The organism is Bacillus yapensis (assembly GCF_005280205.1).
Lineage (GTDB): Bacteria > Bacillota > Bacilli > Bacillales > Cytobacillaceae > Robertmurraya > Robertmurraya yapensis.
Map to the genome: position 1 here is coordinate 79700 of NZ_SUND01000002.1, position 22778 is coordinate 102477.

Below are 22778 nucleotides of genomic sequence, written 5' to 3' on the forward strand. Positions count from 1 at the left end.
TAATTTTAGCGCGTAACTTTTTATCTAAATCTTGAGAAACGCAAATCAGAAAGGAGAAAGATCTCGTGAGTGTATTTATTAATAAAGATACAAAAGTAATTGTACAAGGGATTACTGGCTCTACTGCCCTTTTTCATACAAAACAAATGCTAGAATATGGAACTCAAATTGTTGGGGGTACTACTCCTGGTAAAGGCGGCATGGAGGTAGAAGGTGTACCTGTTTTTAATACAGTAAAAGAAGCGGTTGAAGCTACTGGCGCAACTGCATCTGTTATCTATGTACCAGCTCCATTTGCTGCAGATGCTATTCTTGAAGCGGTTGATGCAGAGCTAGATCTTGCAATCTGTATTACAGAGCATATCCCAGTTTTAGATATGGTAAAAGTTAAACGTTATATGGAAGGCAAGAAGACTCGTTTAGTAGGACCAAACTGTCCTGGAGTTATTACTGCTGACGAATGTAAAATCGGAATCATGCCTGGTTATATTCATACGAAGGGCCATGTCGGTGTTGTGTCCCGTTCTGGTACATTAACATACGAAGCGGTTCATCAGTTAACTCAAGCTGGAATCGGTCAAACAACAGCTGTAGGTATTGGTGGAGACCCGGTAAACGGAACGAACTTCATCGATGTATTAAAAGCATTCAACGAAGACCCTGAAACTTACGCAGTTATTATGATTGGTGAGATCGGTGGTACAGCAGAGGAAGAGGCTGCTGAGTGGGTAAAAGCGAACATGACGAAGCCTGTAGTAGGCTTTATCGGTGGACGTACAGCACCTCCAGGAAAGCGCATGGGTCATGCTGGTGCGATTATCTCTGGTGGTAAAGGTACAGCTGATGAAAAGATCCGTGTCATGAACGATTGTGGAATTGCTGTAGCAGACACTCCATCTGTTATGGGTGAAACATTAATTAAAGTTCTAAAAGAAAAAGGACTTTATGATAAATGTAAAACACATTAATAAATAACTTTATTAATGTACGGTTAGTCCCTTCGTAATCGGAGGGGCTGACTTGTATTTGTAAAGAGGAGGAAAATATAATGGATGAATTTAAAAGACGGCTTGTCACCTTGCATCATTGCAAAGGCATCAGCTGGAAAACCATTTACCAGCTCTTAAAGCTTGACCCTCAATTAAACACTTTATTTGAAGATAAGATTATCCCTCCCACACAAGCCCCTATAAAAGAAAAGCTCCTTGAAGACCTTCATTCATCTTCTATTCAAGAACAAATCCATCATTATCACTTAAACAATATCCATATGATTACATTTTTTGATGACGAATACCCGCAAGCTCTAAAAGAAACATATGAGCCACCTTGGGTGCTATACGGTAAAGGCAAAATTGAATTACTCCAAAGAGAGGTTAAACTAGCAGTTGTAGGTTCAAGACAGGCCACAGACTATGGGAAAAATGCAATAGATACGATTTTTCCAAAATTGATTGAAAAAAATGTTCTTTTCGTCAGTGGATTAGCAACAGGTATTGATACGATTGCCCACCAGAAAGCGATAGATCTTGGTGGGGAGACAATAGCCGTAATTGCTGGAGGTTTTTATCATATTTATCCTAAAACAAATAAAGATTTGGCTCTGCACATGATGAGACATCAACTCGTCATTTCAGAATATCCTCCGAATACGACACCTTCTCGATGGCAATTTCCTATGAGAAATCGTATTATAAGTGGGATGTCGAGAGGAACCTTTATTGTTGAAGCAAAACAGAAAAGCGGTTCACTTATAACGGCAAATTATGCTGTTCATGAAGGTAGAGAGGTTTTTGCCCTTCCAGGCAGTATTTTTAGCGAAAATTCTATTGGTACGAATGAACTCATTCAACAAGGCTCAAAATTGGTATTTAAAGCAGAGGATATAATAGAAGAATTATTCTATTCCTGCTAAAAATTCAAAAGAAATTCGTCAAAAAAATAAATTTTTGGAAAAAAGGTTGAAATTATCTTAAATCTAGTATACATTTTGCAACAGGTGAAAGATTAAGTATTTATATTTGACAAAAGCCACATTTTTGTTCTTAATATGGTGATTGTAGCATGTGTGCGAGGACCTCAGAATTTTTAATTAGAACACGAATCTTCGTTCAATCGTGTTGAAGTAAAAGTTTCCCGTCCTTGACAGTTGTGAAGATTGCATATTTAATAATAATGAATATTTAAAAAATTACCCGGTATGTTTTACAGGGGAAATGTTGATAATTATGGGGAAATGAAAGAACGTTTTCGAATCCCTTAATAAATATAATAAACCCTCTTGAGGAGGACAATTGATGTCAGATTTTCTTGTAATCGTTGAGTCGCCTGCAAAGGCCAAAACGATTGAGAAGTATTTAGGAAAAAAATATAAAGTAAAAGCATCCATGGGACATATCCGTGACTTGCCAAAAAGTCAAACTGGTGTAGATGTGGAACATAATTATGAGCCGAAGTACATTACTATCCGAGGAAAAGGCCCTGTTTTAAAAGAGTTAAAGACTGCTGCAAAAAAAGCGAAGAAAATCTATCTCGCGGCTGACCCGGATCGTGAAGGGGAAGCAATAGCTTGGCATTTAGCTCACAGTTTAGATATAGACATTCAATCTGATTGTCGAGTTGTATTTAATGAAATAACAAAGGATGCTATTAAAGAATCATTCAAACATCCTCGTCCGATTAATATGGATCTCGTTGATGCTCAGCAAGCAAGAAGAATTCTTGACCGTTTAGTAGGATATAACATTAGCCCATTATTATGGAAGAAAGTTAAAAAGGGCTTAAGTGCAGGGCGTGTCCAATCGGTTGCTGTTCGTCTTGTTATTGAGCGTGAAAAAGAAATCCAAGCCTTTGTACCGGAAGAATACTGGTCCATTGATGCAGAATTCTTAAAAGGGACTGAAAGCTTTGAAGGAAGCTTTTATGGTGTTAACAATAAAAAAATTGAATTAACATCTGAAGCTGAAGTACAAAACATCATGAAGCAGTTAAAAGGGAATAAGTACAAGGTTACGGCTGTAACGAAAAAGGAAAGAAAGAGAAATGCAGCTGCTCCTTTCACAACCTCTTCTCTGCAACAGGAGGCAGCACGAAAATTAAATTTCCGTGCGAAAAAGACAATGATGCTGGCTCAGCAGCTTTATGAAGGTATCGACTTAGGCAAAGAAGGAACAGTCGGTTTAATTACATACATGAGAACGGATTCAACAAGAATTTCAGAGCTTGCTCAAAATGAAGCTGCTGGATATATTGAATCTACTTATGGCGTACAATATTTACCTACTGAAAAAAGAAAAGAAAAGAAAAACTCAAATGCGCAAGATGCCCATGAAGCGATTCGACCAACAAGCACGCTTCGTGAACCAACTAGCATGAAGGATTTTCTCTCACGTGATCAGTTACGTCTATATCGTTTGATTTGGGAACGGTTCGTGGCTAGCCAAATGGCTCCTGCTGTTATGGACACGATGAGTGTAGATTTGCAAAATGGGGATGTCGTATTCCGAGCAACTGGTTCGAAAGTCAAGTTTCCTGGTTTTATGAAGGTGTATGTTGAAGGAACGGACGACCAAACAGAAGAAAAGAACAATATGCTGCCTGACTTAAGAGAAGGCGACGAAGTGTTCAAAAAAGATATTGATCCGAAGCAACACTTTACCCAGCCACCTCCACGTTACACAGAAGCACGACTTGTTCGTACTTTAGAGGAATTAGGAATAGGTAGACCTTCAACCTTTGCGCCGACATTAGATACGATTCAGAAGCGTGGCTATGTGGCATTAGACAATAAACGTTTCATTCCAACTGAGTTAGGTGAGGTCATTCACGAAATCATGATGGAGTTTTTCCCAGAAATCATCGATGTTGAGTTTACTGCGAGAATGGAGCAGGATCTTGATAATGTGGAAGATGGAAAAACAAGATGGGTTAGTATCATTGATGATTTTTACAAGGATTTTGAAATACGCTTAAAAAAGGCCGAGCAGGAAATGGCTGAAATAGAAATCAAGGATGAGCCAGCAGGAGAAGATTGTGAGCAATGCGGACATCCAATGGTCTTTAAAATGGGTAGATACGGAAAGTTCATGGCTTGCAGCAACTTCCCTGATTGTCGCAATACGAAACCAATTGTGAAAGATATTGGTGTGAAATGTCCGAAGTGTGAAAAAGGAAATATTATCGAGCGTAAGAGTAAAAAGCGTCGGATTTTTTATGGTTGCGATCAGTTCCCTGAATGTGATTTTATTTCTTGGGATAAACCGTTACCACGGAGCTGTCCAAAATGTGAGAGTCTTCTTGTTGAGAAGAAACTTAAAAAGGGAATTCAAGTTCAGTGCGTGAATTGTGACTATAAAGAGGAGCAACAAAGCTAAGAAGGGTGAGCGAACTGCTCACTCTTTTGTCTGCGCTCTTAAAAGATTTATTGGTATTTGAAACTTTTATTATTCTTAATTCGTATTAAATTACGAATAGTCGGTTTGTGAATAATCTTAAAGAAATAAAAAAGAATGACAATATCATCTTGCAAGTTATTTGTAAATGGTATTTAATAAGTAGTCGGGTATGATTTTTCAAAAAGAGTTCAGTTTCTTTATTGAATTGGATTTTTAAAGTTCGCAACAAACAATTCAGAACTTTGTGAAAAATTTGTAAATTTTCTTGCGTGGCAAGAATGTTTGTGCTATTATTGAATAGCTATGCCCTGTGAGGTGAAATTAGTGACAGATAACCGTGATGGCATTAAGTTGTTTTTACAGTATTTGCAAATAGAAAAGAACTACTCTCCTTATACAGTTGAATATTATCAAGGGGATCTTCTAGAATTTAGTTTGTTCATGTCTGAACAAACTATTGCAAAATGGGACGAAGTGGAATACCAGGACGTTCGATTGTATTTAACAAAGCTTTTTGAACAAAAACTCGCAAGAAAGTCTGTTGCTCGAAAGATTTCTAGTTTGCGCAGCTTTTATAAATTTTTAGTACGTGAAATGCTTGTAGTATATAATCCTTTTGCACAAGTTTCAATTCCAAAGATTGAGAAGAGATTACCCGAATTCTTTTATGAGGAAGAACTGGTAGCTCTTTTTGAAGCCTGTGATGAAGCTGAACCAATTGGACAGAGAAATAGGGCGATACTTGAATTGCTCTATGCGACAGGTATTCGTGTCAGTGAGAGTTGCTCGATTCGTCTCAAAGATATCGATATGGAATTGTCCACATTATTGGTGCATGGAAAAGGGAGAAAAGACCGCTATGTACCTTTTGGTAGTTTTGCTCATGAAGCGCTAGAAAGATACATATCATATGGACGAAGAGAAATTCTTACGAAAAATAAAAAAGAGCATGATTATTTACTTGTAAATTTTAGAGGTGGGCCCTTAACACCAAGAGGTTTACGTACAGTTCTTAATAGCATCATAGAAAAGTCATCTTTGAATGGACAAATTCACCCTCACAAGCTTAGACATTCCTTCGCTACCCACCTTTTAAATAATGGGGCGGATATGAGGACGGTTCAAGAATTGTTAGGACATGCAAATTTATCATCCACGCAAATTTATACACATGTCACAAACGACTATTTGAAAAAGACTTATATGGCTCATCATCCAAGAGCGTAATGTCTCTAATAAAGGAGGAAAATGTATGAATCAATTTCATGCCACAACCATATTCGCAGTTCAACATAACGGGAATTGTGCAATGGCAGGAGATGGTCAGGTTACATTTGGTAATGCGGTAGTGATGAAGCACACAGCACGAAAGGTTAGAAAGCTGTTTAATGGTAAAGTACTTGCTGGTTTTGCAGGTTCGGTTGCTGACGCTTTTACACTTTTTGAAATGTTTGAAGGGAAATTGGAGGAGTTCAATGGAAACCTTCAAAGAGCAGCTGTTGAGCTTGCGAAGCAATGGAGAAGCGATAAGGTTTTAAGGAAATTAGAAGCGATGCTCATTGTCATGAATCAAGAAAGCATCCTCTTAGTATCAGGGACTGGTGAAGTAATTGAGCCTGATGATGGGGTTCTAGCGATAGGTTCTGGTGGAAATTACGCACTTTCTGCTGGAAGATCACTAAAACGTTATGCAGGAGAGCACTTATCAGCAAAAGAAATTGCCCAGGCAGCCCTTGAAATTGCTGCGGAAATATGTGTTTACACAAACCATAATATTGTCGTAGAAGAGCTATAAGGAGGAATGCAAAATGGCAAAAGGGACTAATTTAACTCCAAGACAAATTGTTGAACGACTAGATCAGTACATAATTGGTCAAAAGGATGCTAAAAAAGCAGTTGCGGTAGCTCTAAGAAATCGTTATCGTCGCAGTTTATTGGATGAGAAGCTTCGTGATGAGATTAATCCTAAGAACATTTTAATGATTGGCCCAACCGGAGTAGGGAAAACTGAAATTGCTAGACGGATGGCGAAATTAGTCAATGCACCATTTGTTAAGGTGGAGGCAACGAAGTTTACCGAGGTTGGTTATGTAGGTCGTGATGTTGAATCGATGGTGCGGGATCTTGTGGAAACTTCTGTACGTCTTATTAAAGAAGAAAAAATGCAAAGCGTAAAAGAACGTGCAGAAGAAAATGCAAACAGACGCCTAGTCGAACTACTAGCACCATCTTCAAAGAAGACGACAAACTACAAGAATCCTCTTGAAATGTTGTTTGGTGGAGGTACTAATCAACAGGAGCCAGACACGAACTCTTCGGATGAGTATAACTTGCAAGAAAAACGAAAAATCGTAAGAGAAAAACTGGCGATGGGCGATTTGGAAAACGAAATCGTGACTGTTGAGGTCGAAGAGCAACAGCCTTCCATGTTTGATATGCTTCAAGGTTCAGGCATGGAACAAATGGGGATGAATATGCAGGACGCGTTAAGCGGACTAATGCCAAAAAAACGAAAGAAGCGCAAACTTACCGTTAAAGAAGCAAGAGTCGTTTTAACAAACGAAGAAGCTCAAAAGCTGATTGATATGGATGAGGTTACACAAGAAGCGGTCTTTCGTGCAGAACAATCAGGCATTATATTCATTGATGAAATCGATAAAATTGCAAGTAAGAATCACGGTGGATCATCAGCAGATGTCTCTAGAGAAGGTGTTCAAAGAGATATTCTCCCAGTGGTTGAAGGATCTACAGTTGTCACAAAATACGGTTCTGTGAAAACCGACCATATATTATTTATGGCAGCAGGGGCGTTCCATATCGCTAAGCCATCAGATTTAATTCCTGAGCTACAAGGACGTTTTCCGATTCGTGTAGAACTAACGAAGCTCACAGTGGATGACTTCTTTAAAATTCTGATTGAGCCTGATAATGCACTTATCAAACAATATCAAGCTTTATTGGAAACAGAAGGTATACAAATTGAATTTTCTGACGATGCTATTCGTAAGATAGCAGAAGTTGCTTTTGAAGTGAATCAAAATACGGATAATATTGGGGCGAGACGTCTACATACAATCCTAGAGAAGCTTTTAGAGGATTTATCCTTTGAAGCTCCAGATATTACGATGGAAAAAGTCGCGATTACACCTCAATACGTTGAAGAGAAGCTAGGAGCAATTTCGAAAAACAAGGATTTAAGCCAGTTTATTTTATAAACACGTGCTCTCTTTATAATTGTAAAAGAAACAAGTAGAAAAAGATTTCTTATATTTGAATGGTTTTTAGGAGGAAGAACAATGGATTTATTATCAAAAACTAGAAAAATTAACACATTACTACAAAAAGCAGCAGGTAAGCCAGTAAATTTCAAAGAGATGTCAGAAACACTAAGTGAAGTTATTGAAGCAAATATCTTCATCGTAAGCAGAAGAGGAAAGCTATTAGGCTTTGCTGTTAACCAAAAGATTGAAAATGATCGTATGATCCAAATGCTTGAGGATCGTCAATTCCCTGAGGAGTATACAAACAATCTTTTCAATATCAAGGAAACATCTCCAAATCTTGATATCGAGAGTGAATATACTGCTTTCCCAGTTGAAAACAAGGAATTGTTCCAAAACGGTCTTACAACTATCGTTCCAATCATCGGTGGTGGGGAAAGACTTGGTACCCTTATTTTAGCTAGACTTCAAGAGCAATTCCATGATGATGACCTTATTCTTGGAGAATACGGTGCTACTGTAGTAGGTATGGAAATTCTTCGTGAAAAAGCAGAAGAAATTGAAGAAGAAGCTCGTAGCAAAGCTGTTGTACAAATGGCAATCAGTTCATTATCTTACAGTGAGCTTGAAGCAATTGAACATATTTTTGAAGAGCTAAGTGGACATGAAGGTCTATTAGTTGCTTCAAAAATTGCTGACAGAGTTGGAATCACACGTTCTGTTATCGTAAATGCTCTACGTAAGCTTGAAAGTGCTGGTGTAATTGAATCTCGTTCTTTAGGAATGAAAGGAACATACATTAAAGTACTTAACGACAAGTTCTTAGTGGAATTAGATAAGTTAAGAAATAACTAATAGTAACTAATATATGAAACCCTCCAGAAAATGGAGGGTTTTTTCATTTTATTGGAATTTGTCATTTTTTGCTGGATCGATTAGTTCATCGAATATTACAAGTAACGCATAATCTGTCCTTTTCTACCAAAATCTCTAAGATATTTGTAAAAATGAGAGTATTTTCCTACGATGATTCGACAGGATTCTGCCATTTTCTTAGATATCCATTGGTTCTGTAACATAGCAATAGTGATTTTGACATTGGATAAATTTAAGTAAAATTAATGAAAACAGGTCCTATATCCCATTTTTTTTAACGAATATTGCATAGACATATCAATTCTTATTCATTACAATGAATTATGTATTACATTTTTCATCGAAATATTACAATCTTCTACAAATTGATTACAATTGTATTGATATAATAACGGGGGTGAGGAATTGAAACTGTTTTCAAACACGATTTCAACTCTTGAAAATGCATTGAATTATTCTTCTACAAAACAAAAGGTGATATCTCAAAATATTTCTAATGTAGATACGCCAAATTATAAATCAAAAGAAGTAAGCTTCAAATCAGCGTTACAGAACGCGGTTGATTCTTCTATGACAGCTAGACGTACAGATGCAAGACATATTGACTTTAATGGGCAAGCATCTTCTGGTATAGCCGTTACAACAAACAATAGTACATCTTACAACAATAATGGAAATAATGTTGACCTCGATAAAGAGATGGCCGATTTGGCAAGTAATCAGATTTATTACAATGCGTTAATCGAAAGAATAAGTGGGAAGTTTTCAACACTTCAATCTGTCATTAAAGGAGGGAAATAACAGTGTCTATTTTCCATAGTATTAATACTTCTGCATCAGCATTGACTTCACAGAGATTAAGAATGGATGTTATCTCATCAAATATGGCGAATGTTGATTCCACACGAGCGGAATTGGTGAACGGAGAATGGGTACCATACAGACGTAAATCTGTCGTACTCCAGGCGAACGAAGGTGGCTTTTCTTCCTTCTTAAATGTTGCGATGAATAAAGGTGAAGTGGGTAATGGTGTAAAAGTGTCGCGGATTGTCGAAGACGAGACACCTTTTAAAGAAGTATATGACCCGGAACATCCAGATGCCGACGAGAATGGCTATGTACAGATGCCAAACGTTGACCCGTTACGAGAAATGGTAGATTTAATCAGTGCAACAAGATCATATGAAGCTAACGTTACGGCTTTAAATGCTTCCAAAAGTATGCTCATGAAAGCATTAGAAATTGGAAAATAAGGAGTTTACCCTAAATGAATAATATTTCGTTTCCTAATGTCTCAAAGGTCTTTCAAACGAATCAGACTTCACAAACTTCATCTACTACACCATTCGAAGCGCAAAAGAGTTTTGCGTCCGTACTTAAGGAATCAATTGAAAAAGTTAATCAAGCACAGCTTGAATCTGATGTTATGACTGAGAAATTAGCACGTGGTGAAAATGTAGATTTGCACCAAGTTATGATAGCGAGTCAAAAGGCAAGCGTTACGCTTTCTGCCACAATGGAAATTCGTAATAAAGTTGTTGAAGCATATCAAGAAGTTATGAGAATGCAAGTTTAATATAGTTTAACCAGTTTCATAGTGGTTTACTTTAATTTAAAAAACGGACTTAGCTTTGTTATAAATTAGCGTTCGTTTTTTAAATTAATCTTCACACATTGTGAGATCAACTCAGTTGAGTTGTTGGTGAACAACTTTGTTGGTAAACAACATTGTTGTTGAAAAGCTCTGCTTTTTCCATCAATTAGACAGAATAGCCGGGGGATAAGAATGACAGTTGCGTTTCAAAAATATATAGAAAAAATAAAAGAATACTGGAATGGCCGTTCTAAGAAACAAAAAACGCTCATTATCGGTTCAATTCTGTTATTGGTAATCGTTATTTCGCTCTCAATATTTTTTGCAACGAGAACGAATATGGTTCCCCTATACAAGGACTTGTCCCTTTCTGAAGTAGGAACAATTAAGGAAAGTCTTGATAGTAAAGGAATCAAATACGAAATAACAGAAGGCGGTACAACAATTAGTGTACCTAGTGAACAGGCGGATAGTTTGATTGTAGAACTTGCAGCAGAGGGCTTACCGAAGTCTGGTGGAATTGACTACTCGTTTTTCAGTCAAAATGCCGGCATTGGGATGACTGACAATGAGTTTAATGTCATGAAGCTTGATGCTATGCAAACAGAACTTGCTAACCTGATCAAGGGAATCGAAGGGGTTAAAGATGCGAAGGTAATGATTAACCTTCCATCTCAAGGGATATTTGTTTCAGATGCAGACGAACAAGCCTCTGCATCAATTGTCTTAAATACAGAGCCAGGATATCAATTTGAAGAGAAGCAAATTACTGCTCTATATAATCTTGTATCAAAGAGCGTACCAAACTTACCTACTGATAATATCGTCATCACCAATCAATATTTTGAGTATTTTGATCTAAAAAATGGAGAAAATTCTTCAGGAGATATTTTCACGGCTCAAAATAATGTTAAGAAAGAAATTGAGAGAGATGTTCAACGTCAAGTTCAAAGTATGCTGGGAACATTGATGGGTCAGGATAAAGTAGTAGTTTCAGTGACTGCGGATATCGATTTCAAACAAGAAAACAGAGAAGAAAACTTAGTGACGCCAGTTGACGAAGAAAACATGGAAGGAATTGCAATCAGTGCTCAGAAAATCACTGAAACCTTCACTGGTGAGGGAGCTGCTGCTGAAGGAGTACCTCAGGGTGAAGATTCAGACGATGCTTTAACTGGATATGCAACAGGTTCAAACGGAAATGGCGATTACGAGAAAATAGAAGAAACGATTAATAACGAAGTAAATAAGATTCGTAAAGAGATTATTGAAAGTCCATATAAGATTCGTGATTTAGGAATTCAAGTAATGGTGGAACCGCCAGTGGCTGATGACGAAACTTCTCTTCCACAAGAAAGAGTAGATGACATCACAGACATGTTAGCAACGATTGTTAGAACAACAATCAATAAGGATGCTGTCGAAGGCGAATTAACAGACGAGGCTATCCAGGATAAAATTGTTGTCTCTGTTCAACCGTTTAACGGAAAACCACAGTTTAGTAATCAACCAAGCACGAGCATACCATGGTGGGTATTTGTGTTAGGTGGAGTATTAATTTTAGTGATTATCCTATTAATCTTCTTATTCATGCGAGCTCGCAAGAAACGTGAGCAAGAATTATTGGCGATGGAAGAAGCTAGCGCTGCGCTCCTTGAAGTTCCAGATGTGAATGAAGAGCAAGAAACAGAAGGTAGCTTACGACGAAAACAGCTTGAAAAGATGGCGAAGGATAGTCCAGAAGACTTTGCTAAGTTATTAAGGACGTGGATTGCAGAAGACTAGGAGGATTGAAAGTTGGTTAAAAGAGAGCAGAAAGAATTAACAGGAAAACAAAAAGCTGCCATTCTTCTTATTTCACTCGGACCTGATGTGTCTGCGTCTGTATACAAGCACTTAAGTGAAGAGGAAATTGAAAAACTAACATTGGAGATTTCTGGTGTAAAGAAGGTTGATTCTCACGCCAAGGAAGAAATTTTGGAAGAGTTCCATAATATCGCCTTGGCTCAGGATTATATTTCTCAGGGTGGTATTGGTTATGCCAAAACCGTACTGGAAAAAGCATTAGGTAGTGATCAAGCAGCTGTTATTATCAACAGACTTACATCAGCACTTCAGGTTCGCCCGTTTGATTTTGCGAGGAAGGCAGATCCAGCCCAGATTTTGAATTTTATTCAAAATGAGCATCCGCAAACAATCGCACTTATTTTATCTTATTTAGATTCTACACAAGCAGGACAGATATTATCTGAACTACCTCAAGAAATGCAAGCGGATGTTGCAAGAAGAATCGCGGTAATGGACAGTACTTCTCCTGAAATCATTAACGAAATCGAACAGATTTTAGAGAGAAAGCTATCTTCTACTGTTACACAGGACTACACACAAACCGGTGGAGTGGAAGCTGTTGTCGAAGTGCTTAATGGTGTAGATAGATCGACTGAAAGAACAATCTTGGATGCACTTGAAATTCAGGATCCTGAATTAGCAGAAGAAATTAAGAAGAGAATGTTTGTATTTGAAGATATTGTCACTCTTGATAGCCGTGCAATTCAACGAGTTATCCGTGACTGTGAAAATGAAGACCTTATGCTTTCACTTAAAGTATCAAGTGATGAGGTTAAGGAAATTGTCTTCAACAATATGTCTAAGCGTATGGTTGAAACGATGAAAGACGAGATGGAATATATGGGACCTGTTCGATTGCGTGATGTCGAAGAGGCGCAATCAAGAATTGTGGCCATTGTTCGCCGTCTAGAAGAAGCTGGTGAAATTGTAGTCGCTCGTGGCGGAGGGGATGATATTATTGTCTAGGCTTATCAAATCAAGATGGTCAAATCTTGAAAACCAAGAGAATAAAGTCATTACCATTAAAAGCTTTCAAGTAGAAACGGAAAATAATGATGAAGAAATAGTTAATCATAGAGTATTCGCAGAAAGAGACATGATTCTAGCTCAAGCAAGAGAAGAAGCAGCTGCAATCGTGAACGAGGCCAGGCTCTATAAGGAATCGGTTGAGGCGAGTTTAGTAGAAGAGAAAATGGCTTGGGAGCAAGAAGTCATCCAGCTATCGAATGAAGCCAAGCAAAACGGTTATTCGGCAGGACTTGACGAAGGTCGAGAGCAAGGATATACAGAAATGCTTCAGTTAATTGAACAAGCGAAACAAACAGTTGATTCGTCGAAACTAGACTATCGTAAGAAAATTGAGGATTCTGAGCAAACAATACTCGACCTCGGCTTGAAAGTAGCGCAAAAAATTCTTGGAACTCACCTTGAGGGGAATTCAGAGCATTTTATTACGGTTGTAAAACGTGCGCTAAAAGAAGCCAGAGAATATCGAGAAGTACAGCTCCACATTCATCCAATGCATTACGAATTTATTCTTTCGCAAAAGGATGATTTAAGCAAAATATTCCCGAAGGAAACAGAGATTTATATTTATCCGGATGGTGAATTATCAGAGCAAAGTTGTATTATCGAATCAGCCAATGGAAGAATCGATGCTAGTGTCGATCAACAGCTTGAAGAAATAAAAGTAAAGCTTTATGAAATGCTGGAGAGTGAGTAAAGTGAAGGCAGCTGACTTATTAGAGCAAATAGACCATATAGACACATTTAAACATTACGGTAGGGTCAAAAGAGTCGTAGGACTTATGATTGAATCTCAAGGCCCTGAAAGTTCCATTGGGGATGTTTGCTATATTCATGTCGGCCACAAGAAAAAACGCAAAATTCAGGCAGAAGTGGTTGGTTTTAAAGATGAAAATATTATTTTAATGCCTTACACAACCGTCAATGATATTGCGCCTGGTAGCCTAGTAGAAGCCACTTTAAAGCCTTTAGAGATTAAAGTTGGACCAGGGCTCATCGGAGGAGTTTTTGATTCACTAGGACAACCTCTTGATGGCTCTCCACTACCAAAAGGATTAACTCCTGTATTAACCGAGCAACAGCCACCAAATCCGCTTACGAGACCGCCTATTGATGAGTCGATTGAAGTAGGTGTGAGGATGATTGATAGTCTCCTTACCGTTGGAAATGGGCAGAGGGTTGGGATATTTGCGGGAAGTGGTGTTGGTAAGAGTACTTTGCTTGGAATGATCGCAAGGAACACAACGGCTGATCTAAACGTCATTGCCCTTATTGGAGAACGTGGACGTGAGGTACGAGAGTTTATTGAGAGGGACTTAGGTCCAGAAGGGCTAGCCCGTTCAATTGTCGTTGTTGCCACATCTGATCAACCAGCTCTCATGCGGATAAAAGGTGCTTTTACCGCTACTGCAATTGCAGAATACTTCCGTGACAAAGGCTTGAATGTCATGATGATGATGGATTCTGTTACACGGGTAGCGATGGCGCAACGAGAAGTAGGTCTTGCGATTGGGGAACCTCCAACAACTAAGGGATACACACCATCCGTGTTCGCGATTCTACCAAAGCTATTGGAACGGACTGGTACTAATGTACATGGTTCGATTACCTCTTTTTACACAGTTTTAGTAGACGGAGACGATATGAACGAGCCAATTGCTGATACAGTACGAGGTATCCTCGATGGACATTTTGTACTTGATCGAGATTTAGCTAACAAGGGCCAATATCCGGCAGTGAATGTTCTTAAAAGTGTCAGTCGTATTATGAATCATATTGTTCCTGAAGAGCATCGCAAATCTGCGGAAAAGCTTCGGGAAATGTTAAGTACTTATATAAACTCTGAGGATTTAATCAATATCGGAGCATACAAAAAAGGTTCTTCAAGAAAAATTGACGAGGCAATTCGTTTGTATCCTGAAATTATTGACTTTTTAAAACAGGAAACAAGTTCTAAAGTATCCTTAGATGATGGTCTGCAGCAATTATACAGACTTATGGGAAAAGGTGAGTAATCTAGAATGAGCTACCAATATAAATTTGCTAGGGTCTTAACCCTAAAGGAACGAGAAAAGGAAGAAGCCCAATCTGTTTACCAGGATGCGGTTAAAAAGTTTGAGGAAGTTGCGGAAAGACTCTATGAGTTACTGAAAAAGAAAGAAGAGTTAGAGGAATTCCAAGCGAGTGGACTCAAAGGCGGCCTTCCGATTTTGCAAATACGTCATCATCAACAATTTATAGGAAACTTAGAAAAGACGATACAGCATTATCAAAAAATGGTAATCAATGCCCGTAATCGGATGAATCTCTATCAAGAAAAACTGATGGACAAGAACATTGAAGTGAAAAAGTTCGAAAAGATACGAGAAAAAGATTTCACGCATTTTATGGAAAACTTAAAAGCAACTGAAAGCAAACAAATGGATGACATTTCCATCCAGCATTATATGAACTGGGGAAGTTAGGTGATATAGGTGGCAAATACAGAGCTAGAAAAAGAAGAAAAAAAAGTTAGTCGGTTTCAATGGTTTGTGTTTACTGGTATTATCCCAACTTTATTTGCCATTTTAATTGTCCTTATCGTTCTTTCGTTTGCTGGAATAAACGTCTTTGACAAGGCGAAGGAATATGGTCAAAAGATTCCTTTTCTTTCAAACCTCATCGAAGAAAATACTCCTAAGACGATTGAAGAATTGGAAACGACAATGATTAAGCTTGAAGGTCAAATAAAGGATAAAGAAGCACAAATTGCTGACCTTGAGACTGAGCTTGACGGAAAAGATAAGGAAGTCGAGCGTGGGAAGCTTGAAATGGAACAGCTTCAAATGCAAATTGACGAGCTAATGGCCATTCAAGAGGAAAACAAAAAGGCGTTTAAAGATATTGTCGAGACGTATGAAACAATGTCCGCCAAAAAAGCAGCTCCCATTATTACGAACATGAGCGAACAAGAGGCTCTCAAAATTCTATCGAATCTTAATTCAGAGCAATTAGCATCGATCATGGAGAATTTAGAGCCAGCAAATGCGGCAAAATATACGGAGCTTTTAACGAACGAAAACGAATAAGTCGGGGTACTTGAAAGGAGGTGAAAATGTGCAAATCGGTGGATTGGGTTTTATGAATACAATTGCATCTTCAGTAAAAGGAAGTACGCAGACTTCTGGTGAAAGTGGTTTTCAAGGACTATTTGGTCTGATGCTAACGGGCACCCAAACTAGTGAGACTAGTTTAACTGATTCAGGTTCCGGTGAATTGACAAAAGAACAATTGCAAGACCTACTCGCTTTCTTAAAATCAGAAGATATTTTTGAAGTAGAAGGTGGCATGAAACTTCTTAATCAATCATTGTCAGCAACTGAACAAGAGGAACTTCTCTCTTTTATTCAGGAAGCAATAGGGACTGATGTGAACTTAGGAGAATTAATTTCGCAATTAAAAACTGCTTTAGGGATGACAAATGAAAATCTCCAAGATGTTGAAACATCCGATAATAGTAACAAGGATGCTGAAATAAAGCTTGAAGATCTACTCATCGTTGTAACCGAAATGGCATCTGTCCCATTAGAAAATTTGAAAGAATTAATGAATGGAGACACTGCTCAATTGATCAAAGCTATTAAGTTGTTTGATTTATTGGCGTCAGAGAATGGAGCAATTTTTGAAAAAGGGATGGTTTTAGATAAAGGAACCACTTTTGACCAAAGCAAGATGAAGGATTTGCTTCAGCAGTTGACAACAAAGTTTGAGCAATTAATGGAGAAAAATTCAGTAGTGGATCCTGCAAAGCAAGCAGCCAAAATGGAATATTTACAAAAGGCTTTTGCTCCTGTAGCAGCAGAGATAAATGCTAAGCTTTCTACAACAAAAGGAATTAGCGAAATTCAGTCAGAACAAAAACCTGTACAAGCTAAAACTGAAGTTGTAAATGGTACGGTTCAATTTCAACAAGTTACAAAGGCAGAGCAATTAACTTTAACGCTAAGCCAATCAGGTAAGCCAACATCAACGGCAGATTTAATTAAACAATTTGAGAATATTTTAGCAAGAAGTCAATTTTCAAATGGAGCTGGAACGCAAAAGCTTCTAATTAAATTGAATCCTGAGCATTTAGGTGCTTTGCGGATTGAGTTAATCCAAAGAGATGCAGGAATCGTTGCCAAGATTATGACAACGACACAGGTGGCGAAGGAAGCATTAGAATCTCAACTTAATGGATTAAAGCAAGCCTTTGGTTCGCAAAATATTCAAGTGGATCGACTAGAGATTACCCAGTCTGTTTTACAACAACAGGATAGATATTTTGGAAGAGAACAACAGCAACAATCTCAGCAGCAAGGACAGGAACGTCAGGAGCAACAAAGAGGAAATGAAGAAGGAAAGGAACAAGCCTTCAATGTTTCTCTAGAAGAAGCTCTTATTAACACAGAAGTGTAGGAGGTGAAAAAATGACAAATACAATTGATCCATCTTTATATCTCTCAAACTATCAAACTCAAAAGACGACAGGTTCAAATGTACTGGGAAAAGATGATTTCTTGAAAATCCTTATGGTCCAATTACAAAACCAAGACCCAACGAGTCCGATGGAGGATCGAGAGTTTATCGCTCAAATGGCTCAGTTTTCTTCCTTAGAGGCTATGACCAATATGAGCAGTACGATGCAACAATTTGTTGATTCTCAAAATACGAATTTATTGATTTCTTATAATCAATTTATTGGTAAAGAAGTAAATTGGCACAAGCTAAACTATTCTACTGAAGATCCGAATGCACAACCAGAGGTTCTAGAAGGTAAAGGTAAGGTTGAGTCGATTCAGTTTAAGGATGGTACGGTCCAATTAATTCTTGAAGACGGAACCATTTTAGAACCAGCTAATATATCTGGTGTTGGTGGCTCTTCAAGTGGAACAGCTGATAGCAGCTTAGTACAAGCAAGTATGCTAATAGGCAAAATGGTCACTTATCTTAATGAATCTCAAGAGGAGTTAACTGCGATAGTTAAATCCGTTTCGATCAAGGATGGAAAAACGTTATTCCAATTAGATGATGAGAATCAGACAAGCATTACTGCTCAACAAATGACGAAAATTGGATAAAAAGGGTTGGTTGGATGGATAAGTCTACATTTAGGCCAATACAATCTCAGCCGATTGCTACCCAGAGACTTCAACAAAAGAAGTCAAATCAAGTAAACGGAAATTCTTTTTCCTTTCATTTTCAGCAGGCAATACAAGAAAATAATAAGTTAGTTTTGAGTAAGCATGCCAAAGATAGGCTCGAGCAACGCGGAATTCATATTTCCGAAAACCGTTGGGAGCAAATTGAAGGAAAAGTGCAGGAAGCGAAAAAACTAGGAATAAAGGATTCTCTAGTACTTCTGGATAATGCAGCGCTGATTGTGAGCGCCAAAAATAATACAGTTATTACCGCAATGGATAGACAAGAGGCAACATCACAAATTTTTACGAATATTAACGGGACGATTGTTCTCGAATAAAAAATGGAATGGCTGGACCTATTTAGGAGGCCAAGAGCTGTGGACTGATTGAAGCAGCTCATAACGAAAGGAGAAGTTCTTAATATGTTACGCTCAATGTACTCAGGTATTAGCGGAATGAAAAACTTCCAAACAAAATTAGATGTAATCGGAAATAATATTGCCAACGTAAATACTTTCGGTTTCAAAAAAGGTCGCGTGAACTTCAAAGATATGATTTCCCAAACAGTAGCTGGAGCAAGTTCTCCATCAGCAACTCTTGGTGGGGTAAATGCAAAGCAGGTTGGACTTGGTTCAACATTAGCTGCAATTGATACCATCCACACACAAGGAAGTCTTCAAACTACAGGTCGTGGACTTGACCTAGCGATTTCTGGAGATGGGTATTTTGTGGTAGCACCAAACCAAGCTGCTGGAACAACGTTTGAAAACATGGATAAGAATTTTACAAGAGCTGGTAACTTTTATTTAGATACTCAGGGAAATCTTGTGAATTCTGATGGAATGTATTTGCAAGGCTATAAATTGGATACGGAAACTGGTGCAATTGTAATGGATGGAGGAAATAGAACATTAGGGATTATTAATATTCCTACAAACGCACAAAGTTACAGCATTTCAGATAAAGGGGAAGTACAATACGTAGACGCTGCCGGTAATTTAACTTATGCAGGACAAGTTATAATTGCTAAGTTCCCAAATGCTGAGGGCCTAGAAAAAGCAGGTTCTAACCTATTTGCTGAATCTAATAACTCAGGTGCTGCACAAGCAAGTGCTCCATATGAAGACGGAGCAGGCTCAGTAGTAGCTGGTGCCCTAGAAATGTCGAACGTTGACCTTTCTGAAGAGTTTACTGAGATGATTGTTACACAACGTGGTTTCCAAGCAAACACTCGTATTATCACAACTTCTGATGAAATTCTACAAGAGCTAGTTAATTTAAAACGATAGGTTAAGGGAGGGACAGGACTGAAGTGATGAGTCTTCAGTCCTGAAAATAACCGTGATTAATGTTACTAGATTAAATGGAAAGTCATTTATGATTAATGCTATCTATATCGAAACAATTGAGTCTTTTCCCGATACGACGATTACCCTTTCAAACGGGAATAAATATGTCGTGAAGGAATCAGAGGACCAAGTAGTGCAATTAGTTACGAAATTCTATCAAACTGTTAACCTATTCGGACTTCAACAGTTGGAGGGGGCAGAGCATGAAAAATAATAAACTTGTTATGATAATGTTAATCATCCTAATTGCGATAACCCTTGTAGGTGCTGTTGCAGTTGTCGTTGTGTTAAAGGTTACAGGTGCTGAAAAAGCTGATGGACCAACGATCGACGAAGTGATTGAAGCTTCTGTCGATATACCGGAAATCACAACAAACTTAGCTGGAAATGATTTAATTCGAATCTCTTTTAAAATTGAGACAGATAGTAAAAAAGCTAAGGAAGAATTAGAAAAAAGGGACTTCCAAGTAAAGAACATCATCATTCTTTCATTATCCGAAAAAACAACTGAACAAATTCAGGGCAGTGAAGGGCAAACTAAACTTGAAACTGAACTGAAGGATAAGATTAATGAATTGATGCAGGAAGGTAAAGTGGAGAAAGTTTATATTACAGGTTCACTCCTCCAATAATGTTACACAAACCAAAATGATTTATAAGTACTGGAGGTGAGGATTCATGTCTGGAGAAGTATTATCGCAAAGTGAAATTGATGCCTTGCTATCTGCGATCTCCACAGGAGAAATGGATGCAGATGAGCTCAAGAAAGAAACAGTTGAGAAAAAGGTCAAGGTATACGATTTTAAGAGAGCGTTAAGATTCTCAAAGGATCAAATCCGGAGCTTAACAAGAATACATGAAAATTTTGCCCGCTTACTGACGACATTTTTTTCAGCACAATTAAGAACATATGTGCAAATTTCCGTTGCATCTGCTGACCAAATTCCATATGAGGAATTTATCCGTTCGATTCCGAAAATGACGATATTAAATGTTTATGATGTACCTCCGTTGGATGGAAGAATTCTAATGGAAGTTAATCCGAATATTGCGTACGCGATGATGGATCGAATGATGGGTGGAAAAGGGTCTAGCATTAACAAGGTAGAGAACCTAACGGAAATCGAAACGAAAATCATGGCGAGCACGTTTGAACGCTCCTTTGAAAATTTACGGGAGGCTTGGGCAAGCGTAGCAGACATTGATCCAATGCTAGCTGATTTCGAAGTGAATCCTCAGTTTTTACAAATGGTTTCACCGAATGAGACAGTGGTGGTCATTTCACTTAATACAACAATTGGGGAGACTTCAGGGATGATAAATATTTGTATCCCGCATGTCGTTTTAGAACCAATAATTCCAAAGCTTTCCGTTCATTATTGGATGCAAACAGATAAGAAGGAAAGAGAACCTTTGGAAATTGCTGCATTGGAAAAGCGTCTTAAACAAGCCGATATTCCAATTGCTGTTGAATTAGGTGGTTCTGAGATCTCCATTCAAGATTTCCTAATGCTTGATGTTGGTGATGTCATTGAACTCAATCAACAAATCGAACAGCCATTAACAATAAAAGTTGGCGATATTCCTAAGTTTGTAGGACAGCCAGGAAAATTAAACAAAAAAGTCGCTGTACAAGTACTTGATACATTGAAGGGGGGAGACGACGATGGTGAGTAGTGATATGCTCTCTCAAGATGAAATCGATGCTCTACTAAGAGGCACAGATGATAGTGAAATAGAGACGAATGAAGCAGAAGATATCAATGTAGAAGATTACCTCTCGTCAATGGAACAGGACGCTCTTGGGGAGATTGGAAATATCTCATTTGGAAGCTCTGCAACAGCTCTTTCTACTTTACTTAACCAAAAAGTCGATATTACAACACCAACGGTTTCTGTCATACCGAAACAAAGTTTAAAGGATGAATTCCCACATCCATATGTGGCCATCCAGGTTAAATACACTGAAGGCTTTTCCGGCACGAACTTGCTTGTGATTATGCAAGAGGATGCAGCCATTATTGCTGACTTAATGTTAGGTGGCGATGGTTTAAACCCGGCTGAGTTAATGGGAGAAATCCAATTAAGTGCAGTCCAAGAGGCAATGAATCAGATGATGGGCTCATCAGCCACGTCCATGTCTACAATTTTTAGTAAAAAGGTTGATATCTCTCCGCCAACAATTGATGTGTTAGATGTTGTCCACGGAGCAGGAACTGAAAAAATTCCAAACGAAGACATGCTTGTCAAGGTCTCATTCAGACTTAAGGTTGGAAGTTTAATTGATTCTAACATCATGCAGCTTGTTCCTTTAGATTTTGCTAAGGATTTAGTGGCCGAGTTATTAGACCCTAAGGATTCAGCGCAAGCGATGGATTCAATGGTTGCAGAACCAAGTCCACAGCCACAAGCACAGGCAGCACCTATAAATCAGGCAGCGCCTACAAATCAAGCACCTATGGGAGTACAACAACCAACAATGCCGCAATATGATGCACCAGTTAACCAAGGAAATTGGCAGCAAAATTCACAAGCACCTGGTTACCAAGTGCCTGGACCGCAGCATTTTGGTTCCCAATTTACACAAGGGGCACAACCAAATGTTCAACCAGCTGTTTTCTCTAGCTTTGAACAGTACCCGCTACAGGAATCAGAATCTAAAAATCTGAATATGTTGCTTGATATTCCACTTCAAGTAACTGTAGAGCTCGGACGAACAAAAAGATCAGTTAAGGAAATCCTTGAGCTTTCACCTGGTTCTATTATTGAACTAGATAAATTAGCAGGTGAACCGGTGGATATTCTAGTAAATAACCGTCTGATTGCTAAGGGAGAAGTTGTAGTTATTGACGAGAACTTTGGCGTTCGTGTAACGGACATCATTAGTCAAAGTGACCGACTAAATAAACTTAGATAAATATTGGGGGAAGACTATTAATGGCGCACAAAATTTTAATCGTAGATGATGCTGCATTCATGCGTATGATGATTAAGGACATTTTAACGAAAAATGGTTTTGAGGTTGTTGGCGAAGCAGCTGATGGAGCTCAAGCAGTAGAAAAATATCAAGAAACCAACCCAGACCTCGTGACAATGGACATCACGATGCCAGAAATGGACGGAATTACTGCATTAAAAGAGATTAAGAAAATTAATCCAAATGCAAAGGTTATTATGTGTTCAGCTATGGGACAGCAAGCAATGGTTATTGATGCTATCCAAGCAGGAGCAAAAGACTTTATCGTAAAACCATTCCAAGCTGACCGTGTTATTGAAGCTATTTCAAAAACATTAGGATAACATTATGA

At 38.2% G+C, this 22778-nt stretch carries 25 protein-coding genes; all 25 read left to right on the forward strand.

Translation table 11 applies throughout. The features are described 5' to 3' along the window. The first annotated feature begins 65 nt into the window (after positions 1–65). The 25 genes from sucD (at position 66) to cheY (ending at position 22770) form a co-directional block, all read left to right on the forward strand. A complete protein-coding gene (gene sucD, locus FAR12_RS02750; RefSeq protein WP_126405912.1) occupies positions 66–968 on the forward strand; it encodes a succinate--CoA ligase subunit alpha in 903 nt (300 codons plus the stop codon). An 80-nt stretch (positions 969–1048) separates the two neighbouring features. Further along, on the forward strand, positions 1049–1915 hold the full coding sequence (dprA, locus tag FAR12_RS02755) for a DNA-processing protein DprA (protein ID WP_126405914.1): 867 nt from the start codon (positions 1049–1051) through the stop codon (positions 1913–1915). Positions 1916–2297: 382 nt separating this feature from the next. Next, positions 2298–4373 carry a type I DNA topoisomerase gene (topA, locus tag FAR12_RS02760; RefSeq protein WP_126405916.1) on the forward strand — a complete coding sequence of 692 codons (2076 nt, stop codon included), beginning with the start codon at positions 2298–2300 and terminating at the stop codon, positions 4371–4373. A 345-nt stretch (positions 4374–4718) separates the two neighbouring features. Continuing rightward, positions 4719–5621 (forward strand): tyrosine recombinase XerC, encoded by a 903-nt coding sequence (gene xerC / locus FAR12_RS02765; RefSeq protein ID WP_126405918.1) that lies wholly within the window; start codon positions 4719–4721, stop codon positions 5619–5621. Positions 5622–5646: 25 nt separating this feature from the next. Next, on the forward strand, positions 5647–6189 hold the full coding sequence (gene hslV / locus FAR12_RS02770) for an ATP-dependent protease subunit HslV (protein WP_126405920.1): 543 nt from the start codon (positions 5647–5649) through the stop codon (positions 6187–6189). A gap of 13 nt (positions 6190–6202) precedes the next feature. Further along, entirely contained in the window at positions 6203–7609 is a 1407-nt protein-coding gene (gene hslU, locus FAR12_RS02775) for an ATP-dependent protease ATPase subunit HslU (protein WP_126405922.1), read from the forward strand. Positions 7610–7690: 81 nt separating this feature from the next. Beyond that, a complete protein-coding gene (codY, locus tag FAR12_RS02780) occupies positions 7691–8470 on the forward strand; it encodes a GTP-sensing pleiotropic transcriptional regulator CodY (RefSeq protein WP_126405924.1) in 780 nt (259 codons plus the stop codon). Positions 8471–8896: 426 nt separating this feature from the next. Continuing rightward, entirely contained in the window at positions 8897–9292 is a 396-nt protein-coding gene (flgB, locus tag FAR12_RS02785; protein ID WP_126405926.1) for a flagellar basal body rod protein FlgB, read from the forward strand. 2 nt (positions 9293–9294) lie between these two features. Further along, positions 9295–9744, forward strand: a complete 450-nt coding sequence (gene flgC, locus FAR12_RS02790; RefSeq protein ID WP_126405928.1) for a flagellar basal body rod protein FlgC — start codon at positions 9295–9297, stop codon at positions 9742–9744. Positions 9745–9758: 14 nt separating this feature from the next. Then, positions 9759–10067, forward strand: coding sequence for a flagellar hook-basal body complex protein FliE (gene fliE, locus FAR12_RS02795; protein WP_126405929.1), 309 nt, complete (start codon positions 9759–9761; stop codon positions 10065–10067). Between the two features lie 210 nt (positions 10068–10277). Beyond that, positions 10278–11870: a flagellar basal-body MS-ring/collar protein FliF gene (gene fliF / locus FAR12_RS02800; protein ID WP_126405931.1), complete on the forward strand. Its 1593-nt coding sequence runs from the start codon at positions 10278–10280 to the stop codon at positions 11868–11870. A gap of 12 nt (positions 11871–11882) precedes the next feature. Beyond that, on the forward strand, positions 11883–12899 hold the full coding sequence (gene fliG / locus FAR12_RS02805; RefSeq protein ID WP_126405933.1) for a flagellar motor switch protein FliG: 1017 nt from the start codon (positions 11883–11885) through the stop codon (positions 12897–12899). Continuing rightward, positions 12883–13656, forward strand: coding sequence for a flagellar assembly protein FliH (fliH, locus tag FAR12_RS02810; RefSeq protein WP_246010283.1), 774 nt, complete (start codon positions 12883–12885; stop codon positions 13654–13656). The genes fliG and fliH overlap by 17 nt, the downstream gene beginning before the upstream one ends. A 1-nt stretch (position 13657) precedes the next feature. Beyond that, positions 13658–14974, forward strand: coding sequence for a flagellar protein export ATPase FliI (gene fliI / locus FAR12_RS02815; protein ID WP_126405937.1), 1317 nt, complete (start codon positions 13658–13660; stop codon positions 14972–14974). 6 nt (positions 14975–14980) lie between these two features. Beyond that, positions 14981–15424, forward strand: a complete 444-nt coding sequence (gene fliJ, locus FAR12_RS02820) for a flagellar export protein FliJ (RefSeq protein ID WP_126405939.1) — start codon at positions 14981–14983, stop codon at positions 15422–15424. Between the two features lie 9 nt (positions 15425–15433). Continuing rightward, on the forward strand, positions 15434–16027 hold the full coding sequence (locus FAR12_RS02825; RefSeq protein WP_126405941.1) for a MotE family protein: 594 nt from the start codon (positions 15434–15436) through the stop codon (positions 16025–16027). Positions 16028–16055: 28 nt separating this feature from the next. After that, entirely contained in the window at positions 16056–17396 is a 1341-nt protein-coding gene (locus tag FAR12_RS02830) for a flagellar hook-length control protein FliK (protein WP_126405943.1), read from the forward strand. 11 nt (positions 17397–17407) lie between these two features. Then, positions 17408–18058 (forward strand): flagellar hook assembly protein FlgD, encoded by a 651-nt coding sequence (gene flgD, locus FAR12_RS02835; RefSeq protein WP_126405945.1) that lies wholly within the window; start codon positions 17408–17410, stop codon positions 18056–18058. 14 nt (positions 18059–18072) lie between these two features. Next, positions 18073–18459 carry a TIGR02530 family flagellar biosynthesis protein gene (locus tag FAR12_RS02840; RefSeq protein WP_126405947.1) on the forward strand — a complete coding sequence of 129 codons (387 nt, stop codon included), beginning with the start codon at positions 18073–18075 and terminating at the stop codon, positions 18457–18459. Between the two features lie 84 nt (positions 18460–18543). Next, the gene (gene flgG / locus FAR12_RS02845; protein ID WP_126405949.1) at positions 18544–19410 is read left to right on the forward strand and encodes a flagellar basal body rod protein FlgG; all 867 of its coding nucleotides are present in this window, start codon (positions 18544–18546) and stop codon (positions 19408–19410) included. A gap of 52 nt (positions 19411–19462) precedes the next feature. Continuing rightward, positions 19463–19684, forward strand: a complete 222-nt coding sequence (locus FAR12_RS02850; protein ID WP_126405951.1) for a flagellar FlbD family protein — start codon at positions 19463–19465, stop codon at positions 19682–19684. Beyond that, positions 19674–20102 carry a flagellar basal body-associated protein FliL gene (fliL, locus tag FAR12_RS02855; RefSeq protein ID WP_126405953.1) on the forward strand — a complete coding sequence of 143 codons (429 nt, stop codon included), beginning with the start codon at positions 19674–19676 and terminating at the stop codon, positions 20100–20102. Before FAR12_RS02850 ends, fliL begins: the two co-directional genes overlap by 11 nt. A 46-nt stretch (positions 20103–20148) precedes the next feature. Then, the gene (fliM, locus tag FAR12_RS02860) at positions 20149–21147 is read left to right on the forward strand and encodes a flagellar motor switch protein FliM (protein WP_126405955.1); all 999 of its coding nucleotides are present in this window, start codon (positions 20149–20151) and stop codon (positions 21145–21147) included. Continuing rightward, a complete protein-coding gene (gene fliY, locus FAR12_RS02865) occupies positions 21137–22387 on the forward strand; it encodes a flagellar motor switch phosphatase FliY (RefSeq protein ID WP_126405957.1) in 1251 nt (416 codons plus the stop codon). The genes fliM and fliY overlap by 11 nt, the downstream gene beginning before the upstream one ends. Before the next feature lie 20 nt (positions 22388–22407). Next, positions 22408–22770 carry a chemotaxis protein CheY gene (gene cheY / locus FAR12_RS02870; protein WP_126405959.1) on the forward strand — a complete coding sequence of 121 codons (363 nt, stop codon included), beginning with the start codon at positions 22408–22410 and terminating at the stop codon, positions 22768–22770. Positions 22771–22778: the final 8 nt, after the last annotated feature.